Genomic DNA, 18,216 nt, shown 5'->3' on the forward strand with positions numbered 1-18,216 from the left:
TCATTTCCTGGCATGAACCCGTATTCGGAGCCACGCGGAGGACCCGATGTACAAGCTGTGTTTCTACGTTCCGGAGAGCCATCTGGAACCTGTGAAAAAGTCCATCTTCGCCGCTGGCGGCGGGCGTATCGGCGCCTATGACAGCTGTTGCTGGCAGGCGCTCGGCCAGGGACAGTTCCGTCCGCTGGAGGGTAGCAATCCCTACCTGGGCCAGTCCGGAATCGTCGAGCAGGTGGCGGAATGGAAAGTGGAAATGGTGGTGGCCGATGAGCTCATCCACGATGCGGTCAAGGCACTGAAGAAGGCTCACCCATACGAAACGCCGGCCTTCGAAGTGTGGCGCCTGTCCGACCTGGTGTTCTGATCAGCGAAATGCGGCCCTGAAAGCTCCTGGCGTGCCACCAACCGCCGAGCGGAAGCGATTGCTGAAGTGGCTGGCACTGGCGAAGCCGCAGGCCAGGGCGATTTCGCCAAGGGGCAGCTCGGTCTCACGCAGCAGCTTGCGCGCCCGCTCCAGGCGTCGCGCCAGCACATATTGGTGCGGCGGCATCCCGAAGCTTTCGCGGAACATCCGCGCGAAGTGATATTCCGACAGCGCCGAGAAGGTCGCCAACTCGCCCAGGCTGATGGGCTCGGCCAGGCGGGTCTCGATGTAGTCCGTCAGGCGCTTGCGCAAGGCCGGCGCCAATCCACCTTTCAGTCGCAGCCCTTCACGCATTCCCACCTGAGTCAGCAGGCTGTGATGGATCATCTCGTGCGCCAGGCTGGTGGCGCGCAGGCGCTCGCCGGGTTCGTCCCAGTCCAGGCGGACCAACTGATGGAAGTTCTGCGCCTGCTGTGGGTCATCGAGGAAGGTGCGCTCGCACAATTGCAGTTCGCGGGGTTCGCGGTCCAGCAGGGTCACCGCCGCTTGGGCGAAGTGCTCCGCGCTGAAATAGAGATGCGCCAGGCGGATCTCGCCGTTGATCACCCAGGATGATTCGTGGCCGGCCGGCAGGATGCACAGCTTGCCCGGTGCGCCCTTGGTATCCGGCCGCTCGCGGCGGTAGGTGCCGGTGCCGCCCTCCAGGTAGCAGGACAGGGTGTGGACTTTCGGCCCCTGGTATTCCCGCGCGTCGTGGTGGTTGCTCCAGAGTGCCGCGCCCAGGCCGTCACCCAGCTCCGCGCTGTGCTCAAGGCGAGCATGAGGCGAACTGCTGAGGGACTGGAAGACCTGATTCTGTTCGAGTAACGACATGGACGGAGCGGCCGGTGTACGAATGGAGTTCATCCTAGCGCGCGTGTAAACCGACGGGCAGCCATCCGACGAGATAAGCGCAAGTTTGTGCAAGCGGGTGGCAGGTGGTGGATGGAGACTGGTTCCGTCGAAACCGGAGTCGCCGTGATGAACCTGTCCCTCTACCTGCTCACCGTCCTGATCTGGGGCACTACCTGGATCGCCATCAAGCTGCAGATGGGCAGCGTCGCCATTCCTGCGTCGATCGCTTACCGCTTCGCCCTGGCCGCCGCGGTGCTGTTCGCCCTGCTCCTGATCAGCCGGCGCCTGCAGAAGCTCGATGGTCGAGCGCAGATGATCTGCCTGGCCCAGGGCCTGTGCCTGTTCTGTGTCAACTTCATGTGCTTCTACACCGCAAGCCAGTGGATACCCAGCGGGCTGATCGCCGTAGTGTTCTCCACCGCCACCCTGTGGAACGCCCTTAATGCACGAATCTTCTTTGGCCAGCGCATTGCACCCAACGTGCTCGGTGGCGGCGGCCTTGGCCTGCTGGGGTTGGGCTTGCTGTTCTGGCCAGAGCTGTCTCACCACACCGCCAGCCGTGAAACTTTCATCGGTCTTGGCCTGGCGCTGCTCGGCACACTGTGTTTCTCCGCCGGCAACATGCTCTCCAGCCTGCAGCAGAAAGCCGGACTCAAGCCGTTGACCACCAACGCCTGGGGCATGTTCTACGGTGCCCTGATGCTGGCCGCCTGGTGCCTGGTCAGCGGTACGCCCTTCGGCATGGAGTGGAACACCCGCTACGTCGGCTCTCTGCTTTACCTGGCGATTCCCGGCTCGGTGATCGGCTTCACCGCCTACCTGACCCTCGTGGGACGCATGGGCCCGGAGCGCGCCGCCTACTGCACCGTGCTGTTCCCGGTGGTGGCGCTGAACATCTCGGCCTTCGTCGAAGGCTACCAATGGACCTTGCCCGCATTGTTCGGGCTGGGCCTCGTGATGGCGGGTAACGTACTGGTGTTCCGCAAGCCCAAGACGTCCATGCCGGCTGCTGCCACGGCGGGTCGCGCATGAGCGCCGGGCGCGTGGTACGCAGCCGAGACTTCACCGCGGAGCGGGCGTGGGGCGCGATGGATCTGGTTAATATGGGCGGCACCACAGTGCGTTTGCACTGGACCGACCAGCCCTATGTCTGGCACGTCAACGACGGGCCTGAAGTCTTCGCCGTACTCGATGGCGAGGTAGAGATGCGTTATCGCGAGGAAGGCGATGAATTGCGGGTACTGCTAGGGGCAGGGGATATCTTCTTCGCCGAGGTAGGTTGCGAACATGTCGCCCATCCGATTGGCGCCGCCCGAGTCCTGGTGATCGAGCGGGAGGGGAGCATCTAGTCGTTCTGGGTCTTCTTCACCCCTCGCATGTTCATCGCCGCGAGGCAGAGCTGCAGCACGATCAGCGCATAGGCGTGGGCGTACAGCCCCCAGGCGATCCAGAGCGCATTGCTCGTCATGAACACCCAGAAACCTACATTGCGTCGTGACTCCTGATTGGAGCCGATCAGCCAGGCAGCCAGGACGGTCACAAGCATCGCCGGCCATTGCAGCAGGTCCAGGTAGTCCATCGCCAATTCCTCGCACGCCTTCTGCTTAGTGGCGAGCGATGCAGCGGCGGTTCCATCGAATCAGCCGTCGAGCGGGTGGCTCAGGTAGAGGGCGATTTCCTCGGCCGCCACTTCCGTCGGATCGTAAAGCATGGTGTTCAACCCGCAGAAGGTGAAACCGGCGCGCTGGTAGAAACCGATGGCAGGGTAGTTGCTGGTCTGGGTCTCCAGCCACAGGCAGCGCATCGCCTGGCTGCGGGCATAGGCCATAGCCCCTTCCAGCAGTGCACGACCGATGCCCTGGCCCTGGTGCGCCGGTGCAACGAACAGCGCACTCAGTTCAGCGCTGCGGTTCCACGGCACCAGGCGCACGCATGCAAAACCGGCGAGGCTGCCGTCGCGGGCTTCGGCTGCAAGGGCGAAGTCGGCATCGGCTACATCATCGGGAAACCCGGCGGCGTCATAGGCCTTGTGGAAGGGCTCGGCGAGTTTCTCCTCGACCAGTCGCAGTGCAAGGCCATCGGCCTCGACGCGCCAGATGTGCGAGGTGATGTAGGAGGCATCGAAAGCGGCGAGCCGCTCGCTATCGGCCGGCACGCGCAAGGGGCGGTAGTTCATGGTGGACATCCTTGTTGGCCGTCAGCGGACCTTCGTGAATACCCGCTCCGACAGCAGCAATGCGGCCATCACCGGATAACAGAGGTAATGGACCAGGAACAGCAGTACGCCCATGGGGCTGGGCGTGTCCTGCAGAGTCATCATCGCTAGCAGTCCTAGGTATAGCAGCCCAAGCAGGCCGCCGTAGGTGAGCACGATGCGCCAACGCTCACCGGGCTCGGGTAAGCGGCGCTGGATGAGGCGGAACGCGAGGGCCAGCAGGGCGGCCGTGGCGGCAGCGATCAACAGCGTGGCGAAGATGCCGCCGATTTTCACGAAGCTGCGAAGGAGCAGGTTCAGGACGATGGCCAGGGCCACGCCGCCGACTGCGTAGCGCAAGGTAAGCGACATGACGGGATCTCGTTGTTGGGCTGTGGCAACTGTAGCCGAATGCTATCCGGGCAACCGATTCAGGTGGTATCGCAAATTTTTTTCCACGCCTGTAACGCTAGCTCGGCTGCGTTCTCTATCTCTATGTCCGGCGCAGCAAGCCGGCCAAAGACAACCATCCCGAGGATGCACAAAATGACTACCAAGACTTCCACCACCACCGCTGCCGGCGTCGCCCTGGCCCTCGCCGCTGCCGGTCTGTTCGCCAGCCTGCCGACCCAGGTCATGGCCGAAGAAGCCATGGTGCACTGCTACGGCATCAACGCCTGCAAAGGTCAGAACGACTGCAAGACCGCTAACAACTCGTGCAAGGGACAGGGTGCCTGTAAAGGCCAGGGCTTCAAGAGCACCACGCTGGCCGAGTGCAATTCCGCCGGCGGCAAGGTCGGTCCCTGATGAGGCTGGGGTGGCCTGCGGGCCACCCCGATCCAGGGAGACCTGCCATGCATGAGCACCCATCCAGCCTGGGTTTCGGCCTGGGCTTGCGAAGCCAGTATCACCAGGAGGTTCTCGAACGACAGCCCACGGTGGACTGGTTCGAGGTGATCTCCGAGAACTACCTGGTAGGCGGCGGCAAGCCGCTCTACTACCTGGACGCCATTGCCGAGCGCTATCCGCTGGTAATGCACGGGGTGTCGCTGTCCATTGGCGGCCCGCACCCGCTGGACCGCGATCATCTGCTGCAGTTGAAGGCACTTGCCCAGCGCATCAGGCCTCGCTGGGTCTCTGATCATCTCTGCTGGAGCCGTGGCAACGCCCACCAGCTCCATGACTTGCTGCCGCTGCCCTTCACCGAAGAGAGCCTGGCCCATGTGGCCGAACGGGTCCGGCAGGTGCAGGACGCGCTGGGCCGGCCGCTGGTGCTGGAGAACGTTTCCAGTTACCTGCGCTGTGCCGACAGCGAGATGAGCGAATGGGAATTCCTCGCCGCCCTGGTGGAACTCAGCGGCTGCGAACTGCTGTTGGATGTGAACAACGTGTACGTCAGCGCGCGTAACCAGGGTTTCGAGCCCTGGGACTTCATCCGCGCACTGCCGAAAACCGCCATCCGCCAGTTGCACCTGGCCGGTCATAGCGACTACGGCCACTACCTGATCGATACCCACGATGCACCGATCTGTGATCCGGTCTGGCAGCTTTACCAGCGCACCCTTGAACACCTGGGGCCGGTTGCCACCCTGCTGGAGCGTGACGACCACCTGCCGCCTTTGGATGAGCTGCTGGCCGAGTTGGGCAAGGCACGGGAACTGGCGGACGTCACCCTGGGAAAGGAGGTGGTATGCGCTTGAGCGAATTTCAGCAGCGCTTCGAGGCCTACTTGCTGGATGAATGCGACCTAGCCGACGCCGAACTGCTCGCAGCCATTCGTGGCGGCCCGGAACTGGGCGCGCTGGAGGGCTTGCAGATTTACCATCATGCCTTCCGCGCACGGCTGGTCGAGGCGTTGCGTGGCGACTACCCGACACTGCATCACTGGCTCGGCGACGATGAGTTCGAGGCCTTGGCCCACGCCTACCTGCGTGCCCATCCGTCGCGGCATTTTAGCCTGCGCTGGCTGGGGGCGAGTCTCGCCGATTTCATCGAGTCCTGGCTGGTGCCGGATCAGTCCGCGCCCTTGGCCGAGCTGGCGCGGCTTGAGTGGGCCTTCACCCTGGCCTTCGATGCTCCGGCGGATGAGCCGCTGACCCTGGAGCAGATGGCGCATTTGCCTGCTGAAGACTGGCCCGAGCTGCAGCTGGCGCTGGTGCCCAGTGTGCAGCGGGTGCCTTGTCGGCATAACAGCCTAGCCCTGTGGCGGGCGGTGAAGGATGGTCGCGAGTTCCCTGGCAGCGAGCTGCTGGAGCGAGCCGAACTGTGCCTGGTCTGGCGTCAGGGGCTGGTGGGGCAATACCGCAGCCTTGCCGAGCAAGAAGGCCATGCATTGCTGGGCATGGTGGCGCAGGGCTGGAGCTTTGCTGGCCTGTGCGCGGAGCTCGGCGATCCGATGCTGGCGGCTGGCTGGCTGAAACTGTGGATAAGTGAGGGTGTGGTCAGGCGCGCAGGCTGAGTCTGGCGCCGTCCGACCGGCTTTTCCTAGAGTTCGACGCCCAGTCCGAAGCGCTTCTTCAGCACCCGTTCCAGCACGCCTCTTGGCACCCAGCGCGCCAGCAGCGGCAGGGCGCGGCTGCCGTTGCCGATGCGCACCAGCGTCGGACGGGGCTTGCGTTGTACGGCAGCGAGCAAGGTGCGGGCGAAGTCTGTGGCTGAAGTGGGGTTGTCCTGGGAGGCGCGGGCTCGTGCGCGAATGCCTTCGCGCACCGGCCACCAAGGGGAATCTTCGGCGATCAGGGCTTCGGCCTCGCGAGTGGCGCTGGCACCGAAGCTGGAGGCGATGGCGCCTGGCTGCACCTCCATCAGCTCGATGCCGAAGGGCGACAGCTCCAGGCGCAAGGCGTCGGAGAGTGCATGGACCGCGGCCTTGGAGGCGCAATAGGCACCGGCGAAGGGCGTGACCAGAACGCCCGATACACTGCCGATGTTCACCACCAGGCCCCGGCGTTTACGCAGCAGCGGGAAACAGGCGCGGGTCACATCCACCAGGGCAAAGACGTTGGTGTCGAACTGCTTGCGCAAGGCATCGACGCCGCCGTCCAGCAGCGGCCCCATGGCGCCAAAGCCTGCATTGTTTACCAGCACGTCGAGACCACCTTCCTCCCGTTCCAGTCGCTCGGCAAGGGCGGCGACGGCGGCCTGGTCATTCACGTCCAGCGCCACGGCGACGAAGCCGGCGGTTTCCAGCGTGGCCAGGTCCTGCGGCTTGCGGGCGGTGGCCCAGACGCTGTAGCCGGCGGCCTTGAAGGCGTCGGCCAGGGCGCGGCCGATGCCGCTGGAGCAACCGGTGATCAGGGCGGTGGGATTGGGCATCTCGAGTCCTTTGCTGGGGGGCATCCGGTTCGCCCTCTCCCCAGCCCTCTCCCTGAAGGGAGAGGGGGCCGTCCGTGCCACCGTCGAGGTCTGCGCGGATTGCTTGTCCCCCTCTCCCGCAAGCGGGAGAGGGGCCGGGGGAGGGGGCGCTGTCAGTTCAGTCGACGAATTTGCCACGCAAATTGGCGGCGCGAAACTCCAGGGATTGTGCGCGATAACCCTGGCGAATGGGCGGCAGGGCCAGGCAGTCCTGCCACAGGGTACCGGGCTGCAGTTCGGACGGGCCGAGGTAGCGTGGATGGTCGTAGCTGGGCTGGGCCAGGTTGATGGTATCGCCGGGGCGGAAGGCCTGGACCTGCCAGGCGAAATCGCGCAGCACCGCGTCGTCGCCGTTGCGCACGCGGATTTCCAGTGGACGGTCGGCGGGGCAGGTTTGCGGGGCGTAGGTGAGCTGGATATCGAGCCGGGCGAAGCGGTGTTCCTCGCCGCGTTCTTCCCAGAGCACCCAGACGGCGATCAGGGCGACGCCAAGCACGGCCGCCAGGGACAGCGGCAGGGCCTTGGCCGGGTAGCGCAGCAGCAGGACCAGCCAGGTCAGGAAGAGAACAGCGCCAATGAGCATGGAAAGACCTCCGTGAGGCCTTCCATGCTAGCAAGAGCGCCCACGGCCGCCGAGGGCGATGTAGGAGCGAGCTTGCTCGCGAAAGGTTGCCCCTTCGCCAGCAAGCCGGCTCTTACAGGTCAGCGGGCGATGCTGTGTACGGTAGCGGACTGCGGGGCGCGACCGTAGACGTCATCCAGACGCTCGATGTCGTCTTCACCCAGGTAGCTGCCGGACTGCACCTCGATGATCTCCAGCGGGATCTTGCCGGGGTTGGCTAGGCGGTGGACCGAGGCGATCGGGATGTAGGTGGACTGGTTTTCGGTCAGCAGGAACACCTTGTCGTCGCAGGTCACCTGGGCGGTGCCGGAAACCACGATCCAGTGCTCGGCGCGGTGGTGGTGCATCTGCAGCGAAAGCTGCGCACCGGGCTTCACGGTGATGTGCTTGACCTGGAAGCGGCCGCCCATGTCCACCGAGTCGTACGAGCCCCAGGGGCGGTACACGGCGCAATGGTTCTGGGTCTCGCTGCGGCCGTCGGCGTCCAGCTTGTTGACCAGTTTCTTCACGTCCTGCACGCGGTCCTTGTGGGCGATCATCATGGCGTCCTTGGTCTCGACCACCACCACGTCGTCCAGGCCGATCACCGAGACCAGCTTGCCGTTGCCGTGCACCAGGCAGTTGTGGCTGTCCTGAACTACCACGTCGCCCTTGGTGACGTTGCCGTTCTTGTCCTTCTCGTGCACTTCCCAGATGGAGCTCCAGCTACCCACGTCGTTCCAGCCGGCGGAGAGCGGTACCACGCAGGCGCGGGCAGTCTTCTCCATTACCGCGTAGTCGATGGAGTTGTCCGGGCAGCAGGCGAAGGTGGCCGAGTCGATGCTCACCGCGACGCCGTCGCGCTTGCTGCGCTCCAGGGCCAGCAGGCAGGTGTCGTAGATGTCCACATCGTGCTGCTTGAGTTCTTCCAGGAAGCGGCTGGCGCGGAACAGGAACATACCGCTGTTCCAGAAGTAGTCGCCGGATGCCACGTACTCGCGGGCCCTGTCTTCGTTCGGTTTCTCGACGAACTGCGCCACGCGGCTGATGCCTTCCGGCAGGGCGCCGTCGGCTTTGCTGCGGATGTAGCCGTAACCGGTTTCCGGGCGCTCGGCGGGTACGCCGAAGAGCACCATCTCGCCCTTCTCGGCGGCGCTGGTGGCCAGTTCCAGGGCTTGCTGGAAGGCTTGCTGGTCGCGCAGTACGTGGTCTGCCGGGAGCACCAGCATCAGCTCGTCACGGCCCTCGGCGACCAGTTGCATGGCGGCGATCGCTACTGCCGGCGCGGTGTTGCGGCCGAAGGGCTCCAGCAGCATGGCCTGGGGTTGCAGGCCGATGGCATCGAGCTGCTCCTGGACGATGAAGCGGTGATCCTGGTTGGCCACCAGCACGGCCGGCTGCATGCCTTCGAAGCTCAGGCGCTGAAGGGTCTGCTGGAACAGGGTCTGGTCGCCGGCGAGGGCGAGGAACTGCTTGGGATACTGTTTGCGCGAAAGAGGCCAGAGGCGAGAGCCGCTACCGCCAGAGAGGATCACGGGAATCATGGGTGTTTCTCCTAACTCAGTCATGGGTTGTAGGCGCTGCTTCCACAAATCACATTTCTTTCTTTTCCCACCCTCTGCGGGGCGGGTAGGTACCGGCGTGGTTCAATCCGCGCCGGTTGTTTCTTCGTTGCTAATCAGGACTCCGCCGGGCGCTTGACCCAGACAGGAGAGAGCTTGCCGCCGCTGCCGGTGATGTAGAGGCAGACCACTTCGCCGCGCTGCAGCGAGACGGGCTTGAGGTCGCTGACCTTCTTGTCACCGTCGAACAGGGCGAGGCCGACTTTCACCGGATTGATCTCGCGCTCGCCGCGACCCTGCGGGGCTACGTCCGCCACGACTGGCGTCTTGCCGTCGGCAGTCTTCAGGGTGAGCTTGGCGTCCGACAGGTTCTGTACGCGCAGGAGGGCCTTCTGCTTGTTTCGGAACGGCGGCTCTTCCACCAGCTGCGGGTCTTTGCCGGTCTGGTTGACCAGGGTGTAGTAGCGGTCGGCCTCGAGTTTCACCGAGAGGTTGCTGCTGCCGACCTGGGCGCTGTAGTTGCCTGGCGGGAGGAACTTGAAGTCGCTGGAGCCGAGCGGCGGAACGTCGGTCAGTGCGGTGTTGCCGACGTTGACGCTGAGCTCGTTACTGGCGGCGTTGTAGGCGCGGACGAAGGCGGAGCCCTTGGGCGCCTGGGGGCCGTACAGTCCACCTTCGTTGGCCTGGGCGTGCAGGGCACCGAGGCCGAGCACCAGGGCGCAGGCATAAGACGTCCAGCTGCGGTTGTTCTGTCGGTTCATGAGGTGTACCTCCATCTTCTCTCTTGATCGGGCCGTGTCCGGCCCTGTGTTCCCGTTCACGGGGTATTCAGTTGCCCGAGCGCGAAGCCAGGCGTTCGTCGGAACCCACACCCTTGCGCAGGCTGGCGACCCATTCGGGGTCGAATTCGGACAGGTCGCTCAGCATCGGCAGGTAGCGTTCCGGGAACTCCCAGATCACCAGCTGCGGCGGGGCGTCCTTCAGTTCGTCGCTCCTGAGGTACTTGAGCATCGGCAGGATCGGGCCGTGGCCGTCCTCCGCGTGGTTCACCAGGTCGCGCTGCAGTGACTGGCGCAGGGCGCCGGCGAAGTTCCAGCGGTCGTTGGCGCTGTAGCTGGTGCCCACCAGCACGACCGGTACATCGTTCTCGGCGAACAGGGCATCGTCGCCGGCGTTCGCTTCGTCCTGGCTGCGGGTGGCGCGCTTCTGCAACTGGTCCGGGGCCGGCATCAGGTTTTCGAACAGCGGGTCCAGGGGCAGGAAGCGGGTCAGGTCGCCCTTGTAGTCCTCATTCCCCACCACCTCGGTGACGTACTGCTGCGGAGTGCCGCGCAGGCTCATGGCCTGGCCCACCGCCTGGCCCAGGCGACCGGCCACCACTTCGGCGCCCAGCGGGGTCCAGTGGGTGTCGGTGCGCAGGAAGACCTGGCCCTGGTTCTTGGCGTCTTCCAGCGTGGCGAGCAGGTCCGGGGCGGTGATCCCGGCCTTGCGCGCGGCACCACGGAAGCGCTCATAGAGGTCCTGGCGCAGGGCAGTGGGGGTGACCTCGCCGACGTGCTCGGGGTAGAGGCGCGATTTGGACGGGATGATCGCCAGTACCAGTTCCACGTTGTGCCGCGCCAGCTCGTCGCGCACGCCCTGGATCAGCGCAAGGTTGTCGCGGACCTGACGGGAGCCGTCGGCTACCGGGTCGAACTCCTCGTCCGAGTAGAGCCAGCCGTCCTGGCCGATGACTACGCCCTGGCGGCCTTCGCCGAACAGCTTGTAGTCCACCAGGGCCCAGAGGTTGGTGCCCAGTTGCTTGACCGGGAATTCCTCGTCGTAGCGCTTCTCGAAGGCCAGGGCCAGCTTGCCATCCAGCACGCTGGTTTCCTTTGCCACGGAGAAACCGAGGATCGAGCGCATGGACCACAGGCTCAGCGCCAGCAGCAGGCCGCAGAAGAGCAGGATGTAGAGCAGGTTCAGGGTTCTGTTCATGGTCGGTTCCACTCAGAACTGGAAGTACAGGAAGGGCGAGAAGCTCTGCGCCGAGAGCTTCAGCACCGAGGCGGCGAACAGCAGGAGCACAGCGGCGTGGAAGGCCAGGGCGCCGATCTGTATGCGGGCGCGGGGCAGGGTGGCGCTGCCGTCGGCATTGATAGCGAGGCCGTCGTCGTCCTCACGGGCCTTGGCCTTTGGCGCGCCAGCCAGTGGCTGGGCATAGAACTGACGGATGCCGCAGATGACCAGCACGACGTAGGCCAGCACCAGGGTGGCGATCTGCAGGCTGGTGAGTTGCGCGCGGTTGAGCTCGGAGAGCTGCCAGTCACCGAAGCTGAACATGGCGGCATACATGCGCCAGGCAACATCCAGGTTCTCGGCGCGGAAGATCACCCAGCCGATCACCACCAGCAGGAAGGTGAAGACCCACTTCAGCGGGTTGATCGCGCGGGGCGCGGCGTTCACGCCCAGCGCGCGTTCGATGGCCAGCCAGGCACCGTGCCAGGCGCCCCAGATGATGTAGGTGAAGTTGGCGCCGTGCCAAAGGCCACCCAGCAACATGGTGAGGAACAGGTTGCGGTAGGTCTGGAAGGTGGTGCCACGGTTACCGCCCAGGCTGATGTACAGGTAGTCGCGCAGCCAGGTGGAGAGGCTGATGTGCCAGCGCCGCCAGAACTCGGTGATGGACTGGCTGATGTAGGGCTGGTTGAAGTTCTCCATGAAGCGGAAGCCCATCATCAGGCCTAGGCCGATGGCCATGTCGCTGTAGCCGGAGAAGTCGAAGTACAGCTGCGCGGTATAGGCCAGTGCGCCGAGCCAGGCATCGCCCGTGGTCGGGTCGGAGAGTGCGAAGCAGTGATCGGCGATGGGCGCAATGCTGTCGGCGATGAAGACCTTCTTGATGAAGCCCTGCATGAAGCGCGTGCAGCCCTCGGCGAACTTGTCCACCGTATGGGTACGGTGGTTGAACTGGTCCACCAGGTCTTTGAAGCGCAGTACCGGGCCGGCGATCAGGTGCGGGAAGATCGCCACGAAGGCCGCGAAGTCCACCAGGTTGCGCGTGGCCGGGGTGTCGCCTCGGTACACGTCGATGATGTAGCTGATGGATTCGAAGACGTAGAAGGAAATCCCGATCGGCAGCAGGATGTGCGTGAGCACGAAGGGCTCCAGGCCGAAGGAGGTGATGATGGCGTTGAGGCTGTCGACGCCGAAGTTGGCGTACTTGAAGTAGCCGAGGACGCAGAGGTCCACCACTACGCCGAGGAGCAGCCATTTCTGCGCTGTTTTCGTGCGCACCCCGGCTGCGCCGATGCGCAGGCCGATCCAGTAGTTGAACACCGTCACCGCAGCGAACAGTGCCAGGAAGTCGATGCGCCACCAGGCGTAGAAAATGTAGCTGGCGACCAGCAACAACAGGTTTCGATAGCGTGTCCCGACCAGGTAGTACAAGCCGAGGAAGATCGGCAGGAACAGGAACAGGAACACGTTTGAAGAAAAGACCATCCGAGTCTCTCCGTTGAACGTTTGATTTCTGGCCCGCCACGTTGGGGCGGGGGCGTTTTTCTCCCCTCTCCCATTGGGGAGGGGCAGGGGTAAGGGATGTTGAGCTCCGCGTGGAGTCCGTCCGCCCTCACCCCAACCCTCTCCCAGGGGGAGAGGGGGCTGTCCGAGCGGGGGTTTAGCTCCCACCCTCCTTCTTCGGATGGAACACCTGGGTCACATCCCCGCCGAGGCGGAAGGTCTTGTAGGGCCCCATCTCCTCTTTGCGTTCGAGGGTCGCGGCCGAGCATTGGTAGAGCGAGCACCAGGGCTCCAGCCAGGCAAACTTGGCGTGTTTCTTCAGCTCGCTCATGTCCTGGTCGTCGCCGGTCTTCTCATCGAAGGCTTCCTGGTCATCCACGCCGGCGATCACGTTCTCGCCGAGGCGGCGCAGGGCGCCGTCGTTCGCTTCGCGCAGGTCCACACCGTTGGCCTGGGCGAAGGCCGCGATCATCGCCAGCGGTGGCAGGCTGTAGTTGTGGTAGGCGAGCGCGCGCTGGCGGCGCTTGAGTTCGTTGGGCAGGAAGCCGTCCTGGTCGACCTGGCCGGCGGCGACGCGGAACTGCTGCACCGACCAGTCGAAGAGGTCCTGGCGATTGGTCGCCACGGCGGTGGCCATCACCGACCAGGCGGCCCAGTAGGAGTGGTTGTTGATCTTCTTTAGCGGCAGGTCGCTCCAGTCGTGGACGACCTGGTCGGCAAGGCGCGAGAACCAGGACTCGATCATCCGGGTCTGGGCGCGGTAGGGCGCCAGGGGCTGCGACTCGGAGAACTTCAGGTGCAGGTAGGCCGAGGCCATGCTGCCCAGCGCCCATTTGCGCATCGACTTGCCGGTGTGGTTGTACTGGGGGCTCAGCAGCGCATTCGCCTGGGCCCAGCTGCCCAGCCACTGCAGGGAACATTCGAGCTGGGTGCGTTGGCCCTTGCGCATGTACTCCATGACCATCTTGCTGATGCCACGCTCCATCTCTGTGATGTCAGCGGTCTTCTCGCGGAAGGCCTTTTCCGCGTTCGGGTTGAGCGTCGCGCGGGCCTTGTCGGAGCCTTCGTACTTGCTGCGGAACTCCAGCTTCGCGGTATAGGGCGTGGGTGGCGCCTTGCAGGTGCCGGCGGACTTGGCGTCGATTTCCACAGGGGCGTAGTAGCCCCTGGGCGGCACCAGGTCTGCGGCGTGGCCTTGCCCGGCGAGCAGGATCCCCGCGAGCAGCGGAGCGATCAGCCAGGGTCTGGTAGTCATGGGTACCTCCTTCCTCACTCGGCCTTGGCCGTGAGGTTGTCCCCGCCCTTGCCGGAACGCGCGCAGAGGCTGACCTCGACGCTGAGATCCTGGGGCATTTGTTCGGGGCTGTGGATTTCCAGGGCGAGCATGTTCAGATCGGCCCAGTCGGGGTCGTTGCGCAGCTCGAAGGCGTAGCGACCACCGGTATCGATGCGGTCGCTCTGTTCCAGCTTGAAGTTCTCGCGTCGGCCGTTGAGGTACCAGATGGTGGTCTTGAGGTCGTGAATGGACGGATCGCTGAGTCGCAGGTCCACCTGGTAATCGCCTCCGCGCAGGTCACGCAGTGGCGCGCCCTTGCCATTGACCAGTACCTCGTTGGCGCCAGGTTTGAGCGTGACTTTGTTCTTCAGCACCGCCGTCCGGCCTTCGCAGCCGTTGTTCACCATGGGCACGGCCTGGCGGTAGAAACTCGCTTCGGCCATGTCGTAGTGGGTGGCGAATTCCCAGACCAGGACCTTGGGCGGGTTCTGATGGAACTCCGGGCTGCTCATGTACTGCATCAGGGCGCTTTCGAAACCGCCGCCACTGACCGCCATGTTGAGCACCTCGGCACCGGTGTGCTGCTGCAGGAATCCGGCGAAGTTGTAGGCCGGACCGCTATTACTGGTGCCCACCAGGGTCACCTTCGGGTTGGATTCGTCGCCGAACAGGCTGTCGCCGCCATCGCCCGCCGCCTCGGTTTCGTAGCGGTCGACGTACTGGGTGGCATAGCCGGTGCCGCAGAACTGGGCCGCGGTCTTGTGCAGGGTGCCGGCCTTGGACAGCAGGCCCACCACCTTGCTCTGGTAGTCCTTCTTCGGAATGTCGCTGAAGCCGGGAATCTGGTTCAGGGTTTCGGCGACAAGCGCGGCGGTACGGTCGGCGCCGGCCGGCGTCCAGTGGTGGTCCGCCTTGAAGTAGTAGTCGGTGCCCACGCCCTTCTCATCGAAGAGCGGCGACAGGTCGGTGACCCAGATGCCGGCCTTGCGGAAATGGTCGACGGCAGCCAGGTAGTTCTTCTTTGCCAGCTCGTAGTTGAAGTGGGCCTTCTCTTCGGGCGTGAGCTTCTCGCGGTTCACCAGGCCACGGGTGGGCTGGTAGACCACCATCAGCTCCACACCCTTGGCCTTGAGCGCATCGCGCAGACGCTTCAGTTGGCTCCAACCGAAGGGGGTGGTACCGAAGTCGGTACGCAGATCGTACTGGGTCCGGAACAGCCAGTCGCCCTGACCCTGAACCAGGGTGGTGAAGAAGCTGAGGTACTTGGTGTTGTAGTTGGCCGGATTCTGCGCTGCGGCGCAGAGCGGCCCGGTGCGCTGCACGCTGAACTCGGGCGCGGCGTGCGCACCTTGGGCGGCGGCCAGCAGGGCGGCTGCAAGGGCCGAAGGGGTGAACCATTTGCGGGAAATTCTGGGCATGATCGGGTACCTCAATCCTGGAGTTCGGCCTGGGTTTCGACGGGGTCGATCAGCACCGCTTTTTTGCGGCGCACCATCAGGTCGAGGATTTCGTCCTGCTTTTCGCCGAGGATGCCGGCGAAGCTGATACCGGTGGATTTGCTCGGCGCGAGCAGCTCGACGCGGTACAACTCGACCGACAAGGGCGAGTCGATGGATAGGGGGCTGGAGCCGTTGCCTGCGAGCTTGCCGCCGACCAGGATCAGCGAGACCTTGGTGTCGAAGGGGTCGAGCTTGATGTTGCGGTCGGTGTTGGAGAGGTCCTTGATGTGGCCATACACGCCGGTCAGGCCGTTGGCCGCGGAGAGGTTCTCGTACAGACGGATGTTCACGCTGTTGCGCACGCGGATGCCGTGGCGCTGGTTGCTGAGGATCTTGTTGCCCCAGAGCAGGTTGTTGGAGCTTTCGTAGATGGTGATGCCGTCGGAGTGGTTCTGGTACACCTCGTTCCAGGCGACAAGGTTGTTCACCGAGTTACGGTCGATCACGATGCCGGAGAGCTTGTTGTCATAGCTCTTGTTATTGATGATCCAGCTGTCGTCCACCTCACGGGAAATGATGATGCCGTGCTTCTTCTTGGTCCCGAAGACGGTGTTGTGGGCGATGACCAGACCGCTCGATCGGTCGTGCGGGTCGATGCCGTAGACGATGTTGTCGCGGTAGGTATTGCCTTTGATGACCACGTTCTCCGCTTCGAAGCAGTAGAAGCCGTACCAGTGGTCGACGAACTCCGAATCCAGCAGCCAGCCGGTCGGCGCAGGGCGCTTCAGGCGCTTGGCCTGGCCTGGCGTGTACTGGGTGATGGAGACACCGTAGGACTTGGAGTTGTCGTAGCCGAGGCTTGTGACCTTGCTGCCGACGATGTACAGCTCGCTGCCGCCCCAGGACACCAGGAACGGGCGGAACTCCTCGGGCTTCTGGAACCAGGCCGGGGAATTGTTCTTTTCGTTCCAGGCGGTGAGCTGGGTGCCGGTGATGAACAGCTTGCCGTCGTTGACCAGGAACGCGCCGCGCTCCTGGGACATGCGGAATTCCCGGGTCTCCTTGCCGATCTGCAGGCTCGCGCCCTGGGCCACCACGATTGGCAGGCGGGCGATGTAGACGCCCGGCTCGGTTTCGCTGAACTGGCTCTCGGGAAGCGCCTTGGCAAGGTCTTCCGGGGTCACGTAGCCCCCTTCGACGAAGATCGCCTGCGGCATGTTCTGCTGGCGCTTGACCCACTCACGCAGACGCTCGTCGCCGCCGATGAAGTCCTTCAGCGCATCCTGCTGGAGCATGCGCCTGACCGCTACGTGGCCGCGGGTGGCGCGATCGATCTTCGCTTCCACCGCTGCGGCGGTGTAGCCAGACAGGTCTGGCGCCTTCGGCGTATCCATGTGCAGTTGTTCCACCGGCGCGGTGGAAACCGTGTAGTTCTTGGTTTCCTTGAGCTCCTGGGTCGGTTCCGCACCTTGTACCCAGGGTGCGGCGAACTGCAGGGCGCCGAGCACGACGCCGCCCATCAGCATTGTGGTTCCCATGCTGCGTTTCATGGCTGTTCCTCCCTTGCGCCGGATGCTCATCAGAAGCGCCAGATGAAGTCGACGAAGGCGCGATGCATGAGCGAGTCGGTGCCGCTGGCATAGGCATCGCCCGGCTTGAACACGCCGCCACGGAAGCGCACGAGGGCGGAGCGCTCGTCCAGGTGTTCGGCCATGGAGGCCGGCAGCAGGCCCTGCTTGAAGTAGCGGGTGACCACCAGATCCATCTCCTGGCCGATGTCTTTCTCGCCGTCTTCCAGGGGCGCGATGATTCCGCTCTGGCCCACGTCCTGGTTGTCGTCCACGCGCCAGAAACGGTGGTAGACGACGCTCGCGTCGTAGTCCTCGCCCATCTGCCAGGAGGTGAAGGCAGTGGCCACCTGGAGGTTGCTCAGCTCGCCACGGAAGGCCTCGCCGAAACGGTGCATGCGGGCTTCGGTACCGGTGAAGTTGGAGCGGTTGCTTTCCAGGCCGGTCTGGCGGAACTGCTCGGAGCTGTCGTCATCGCCGCCGCCACTGCCCCGGGCGTAGGCGCCGCCGACCTTCCACTGGTCATCGATATTCCAGCGCAGGCCGAGATCCAGTGCCCAGGCGTCGACGTCGACGTTGCGCTTGCCGCTGGCGACGTTCTGATTGCCGACGGTGGTCTGTTGCAGTTCGTCTACATCGCCGGTCAGCCATGTGGCCTGGGCCCAGTAGTTCAGCGGCAGGGTGGAGCGCCGATCGAAGAAGCCGCCGTCGGCTTCCAGGCCCAGCCAGGTCAGGTCGCCGGTGGTGCGCTTGTCGAGTTCATCGACTTCCTCGCCGACGTTGGGCAGGTCGCCGTTATCACGGCTGTGGTGCAGTTTGGCGCCGACCCAGTGGCCTGGTTGCCACTGGGTGGAGATGTCGCCGAAGAAGTGCTGGCGGTCCTCGTCTTCAGGGGCCAGTTCGTCGATGTCGGTGCGGTACTCGCTGAAGCGCTCGGCGACTCCGGCATGGGCACGCAGCAGGGTGGTGTCGAAGCTCCAGCGCAGGGCTTCGATATTGGTGTCCCACCAGGTGCCTTCTTCGCTGCGCACGCGCTGGCGACCGAAGCGCAGGTGCTCGCCCGGGTAAGCGGTCAGGCCGCCGTAGTCGACCCAGAACTCGCGCATGGCCAGGTAGCTTTTGTCCGGCTCGCGGCCGTTGTTGCGCTGGCCGGCATCGGCTTCGATGTCGCTGGATTCCAGGGTGTCTGTTTCGACGATATCGGTGGCGGTAACGGCCTGGCCCATGGCGAAGGCGCTCCAGTCGCCACGCTCGCCATAGACCCAGGGACGCAGGTCGAGACCGATACCGTTGACGTCGCCACCGTCGCGGGTGCCGAGGTCGCGGTCGTCTTCGGATTGCGCGGTGATCTTCACGTCCAGGCCGTAGTTCTTGCCGTTGGGCTCTGCGGCGTGGGCGATGCTCGCGGCCAGCAGGGACAGGCCGAGGCCTGCGCGGATCCAGGGTTTGTTGTTCATCGTCGG

20 protein-coding genes are annotated in these 18,216 nt (G+C 64.4%); 6 read left to right on the forward strand and 14 right to left on the reverse strand.

Translation table 11 applies throughout. The features are described 5' to 3' along the window. Positions 1–46 precede the first annotated feature (46 nt). Positions 47–364 (forward strand): Nif3-like dinuclear metal center hexameric protein, encoded by a 318-nt coding sequence (locus tag SA496_RS03425; protein WP_120652781.1) that lies wholly within the window; start codon positions 47–49, stop codon positions 362–364. On the opposite strand, the gene SA496_RS03430 is transcribed toward SA496_RS03425, so the two are convergent. Beyond that, positions 365–1,237 (reverse strand): AraC family transcriptional regulator, encoded by an 873-nt coding sequence (locus tag SA496_RS03430; protein WP_330115053.1) that lies wholly within the window; start codon positions 1,235–1,237, stop codon positions 365–367. Between the two features lie 147 nt (positions 1,238–1,384). Here SA496_RS03430 and SA496_RS03435 point away from each other — a divergent pair, with 147 nt between their 5' ends. Beyond that, positions 1,385–2,290: a DMT family transporter gene (locus tag SA496_RS03435; RefSeq protein ID WP_120655266.1), complete on the forward strand. Its 906-nt coding sequence runs from the start codon at positions 1,385–1,387 to the stop codon at positions 2,288–2,290. Beyond that, a complete protein-coding gene (locus tag SA496_RS03440; protein ID WP_120652779.1) occupies positions 2,287–2,607 on the forward strand; it encodes a cupin domain-containing protein in 321 nt (106 codons plus the stop codon). Before SA496_RS03435 ends, SA496_RS03440 begins: the two co-directional genes overlap by 4 nt. Here SA496_RS03440 and SA496_RS03445 read toward each other — a convergent pair. Genes SA496_RS03445 through SA496_RS03455 form a run of 3 tightly spaced genes read right to left on the reverse strand, consistent with a single transcriptional unit; the run spans position 2,604 to position 3,824 of the window. Continuing rightward, positions 2,604–2,837, reverse strand: a complete 234-nt coding sequence (locus tag SA496_RS03445; protein WP_120652778.1) for a hypothetical protein — start codon at positions 2,835–2,837, stop codon at positions 2,604–2,606. The genes SA496_RS03440 and SA496_RS03445 overlap by 4 nt on opposite strands. A gap of 60 nt (positions 2,838–2,897) precedes the next feature. Further along, the gene (locus SA496_RS03450; protein WP_218584192.1) at positions 2,898–3,434 is read right to left on the reverse strand and encodes a GNAT family N-acetyltransferase; all 537 of its coding nucleotides are present in this window, start codon (positions 3,432–3,434) and stop codon (positions 2,898–2,900) included. Between the two features lie 21 nt (positions 3,435–3,455). Then, a complete protein-coding gene (locus tag SA496_RS03455; protein WP_120652776.1) occupies positions 3,456–3,824 on the reverse strand; it encodes a hypothetical protein in 369 nt (122 codons plus the stop codon). A gap of 174 nt (positions 3,825–3,998) precedes the next feature. On the opposite strand from SA496_RS03455, the gene bufA2 reads away from it, so the two are divergent. The 3 genes from bufA2 to SA496_RS03470 are packed head-to-tail and all read left to right on the forward strand — an operon-like array spanning position 3,999 to position 5,910. After that, positions 3,999–4,259 carry a BufA2 family periplasmic bufferin-type metallophore gene (gene bufA2 / locus SA496_RS03460; protein ID WP_028628621.1) on the forward strand — a complete coding sequence of 87 codons (261 nt, stop codon included), beginning with the start codon at positions 3,999–4,001 and terminating at the stop codon, positions 4,257–4,259. A 47-nt stretch (positions 4,260–4,306) separates the two neighbouring features. Beyond that, entirely contained in the window at positions 4,307–5,152 is an 846-nt protein-coding gene (gene bufB, locus SA496_RS03465) for an MNIO family bufferin maturase (protein WP_120652775.1), read from the forward strand. After that, the gene (locus SA496_RS03470; RefSeq protein WP_120652774.1) at positions 5,143–5,910 is read left to right on the forward strand and encodes an HvfC/BufC N-terminal domain-containing protein; all 768 of its coding nucleotides are present in this window, start codon (positions 5,143–5,145) and stop codon (positions 5,908–5,910) included. Before bufB ends, SA496_RS03470 begins: the two co-directional genes overlap by 10 nt. A gap of 26 nt (positions 5,911–5,936) precedes the next feature. Here the strand turns inward: SA496_RS03470 and SA496_RS03475 are convergent, their stop codons facing one another. The 10 genes from SA496_RS03475 to SA496_RS03520 form a co-directional block, all read right to left on the reverse strand. Then, entirely contained in the window at positions 5,937–6,767 is an 831-nt protein-coding gene (locus tag SA496_RS03475) for an SDR family oxidoreductase (protein ID WP_120652773.1), read from the reverse strand. 157 nt (positions 6,768–6,924) lie between these two features. Continuing rightward, positions 6,925–7,389 (reverse strand): multidrug transporter, encoded by a 465-nt coding sequence (locus SA496_RS03480; protein ID WP_330115054.1) that lies wholly within the window; start codon positions 7,387–7,389, stop codon positions 6,925–6,927. Positions 7,390–7,508: 119 nt separating this feature from the next. Next, the gene (locus SA496_RS03485) at positions 7,509–8,951 is read right to left on the reverse strand and encodes a mannose-1-phosphate guanylyltransferase/mannose-6-phosphate isomerase (RefSeq protein WP_120652771.1); all 1,443 of its coding nucleotides are present in this window, start codon (positions 8,949–8,951) and stop codon (positions 7,509–7,511) included. 134 nt (positions 8,952–9,085) lie between these two features. Then, positions 9,086–9,730: an alginate O-acetyltransferase AlgF gene (locus SA496_RS03490; RefSeq protein WP_120652770.1), complete on the reverse strand. Its 645-nt coding sequence runs from the start codon at positions 9,728–9,730 to the stop codon at positions 9,086–9,088. A gap of 67 nt (positions 9,731–9,797) precedes the next feature. Then, entirely contained in the window at positions 9,798–10,946 is a 1,149-nt protein-coding gene (locus SA496_RS03495) for an alginate O-acetyltransferase (protein ID WP_120652769.1), read from the reverse strand. A gap of 12 nt (positions 10,947–10,958) precedes the next feature. Beyond that, positions 10,959–12,452, reverse strand: a complete 1,494-nt coding sequence (locus SA496_RS03500) for an MBOAT family O-acyltransferase (RefSeq protein ID WP_330115055.1) — start codon at positions 12,450–12,452, stop codon at positions 10,959–10,961. 175 nt (positions 12,453–12,627) lie between these two features. Next, on the reverse strand, positions 12,628–13,725 hold the full coding sequence (locus SA496_RS03505; RefSeq protein WP_153922381.1) for a mannuronate-specific alginate lyase: 1,098 nt from the start codon (positions 13,723–13,725) through the stop codon (positions 12,628–12,630). A gap of 14 nt (positions 13,726–13,739) precedes the next feature. After that, on the reverse strand, positions 13,740–15,164 hold the full coding sequence (locus tag SA496_RS03510; RefSeq protein WP_120652766.1) for an alginate O-acetyltransferase: 1,425 nt from the start codon (positions 15,162–15,164) through the stop codon (positions 13,740–13,742). Between the two features lie 11 nt (positions 15,165–15,175). Continuing rightward, positions 15,176–16,735, reverse strand: a complete 1,560-nt coding sequence (algG, locus tag SA496_RS03515) for a mannuronan 5-epimerase AlgG (RefSeq protein ID WP_442965073.1) — start codon at positions 16,733–16,735, stop codon at positions 15,176–15,178. Between the two features lie 29 nt (positions 16,736–16,764). Continuing rightward, a complete protein-coding gene (locus tag SA496_RS03520) occupies positions 16,765–18,210 on the reverse strand; it encodes an alginate export family protein (protein ID WP_120652765.1) in 1,446 nt (481 codons plus the stop codon). Between the last annotated feature and the right edge of the window lie 6 nt (positions 18,211–18,216).

The organism is Pseudomonas sp. JS3066 (assembly GCF_036328175.1).
Taxonomy (GTDB): Bacteria; Pseudomonadota; Gammaproteobacteria; order Pseudomonadales; family Pseudomonadaceae; genus Metapseudomonas.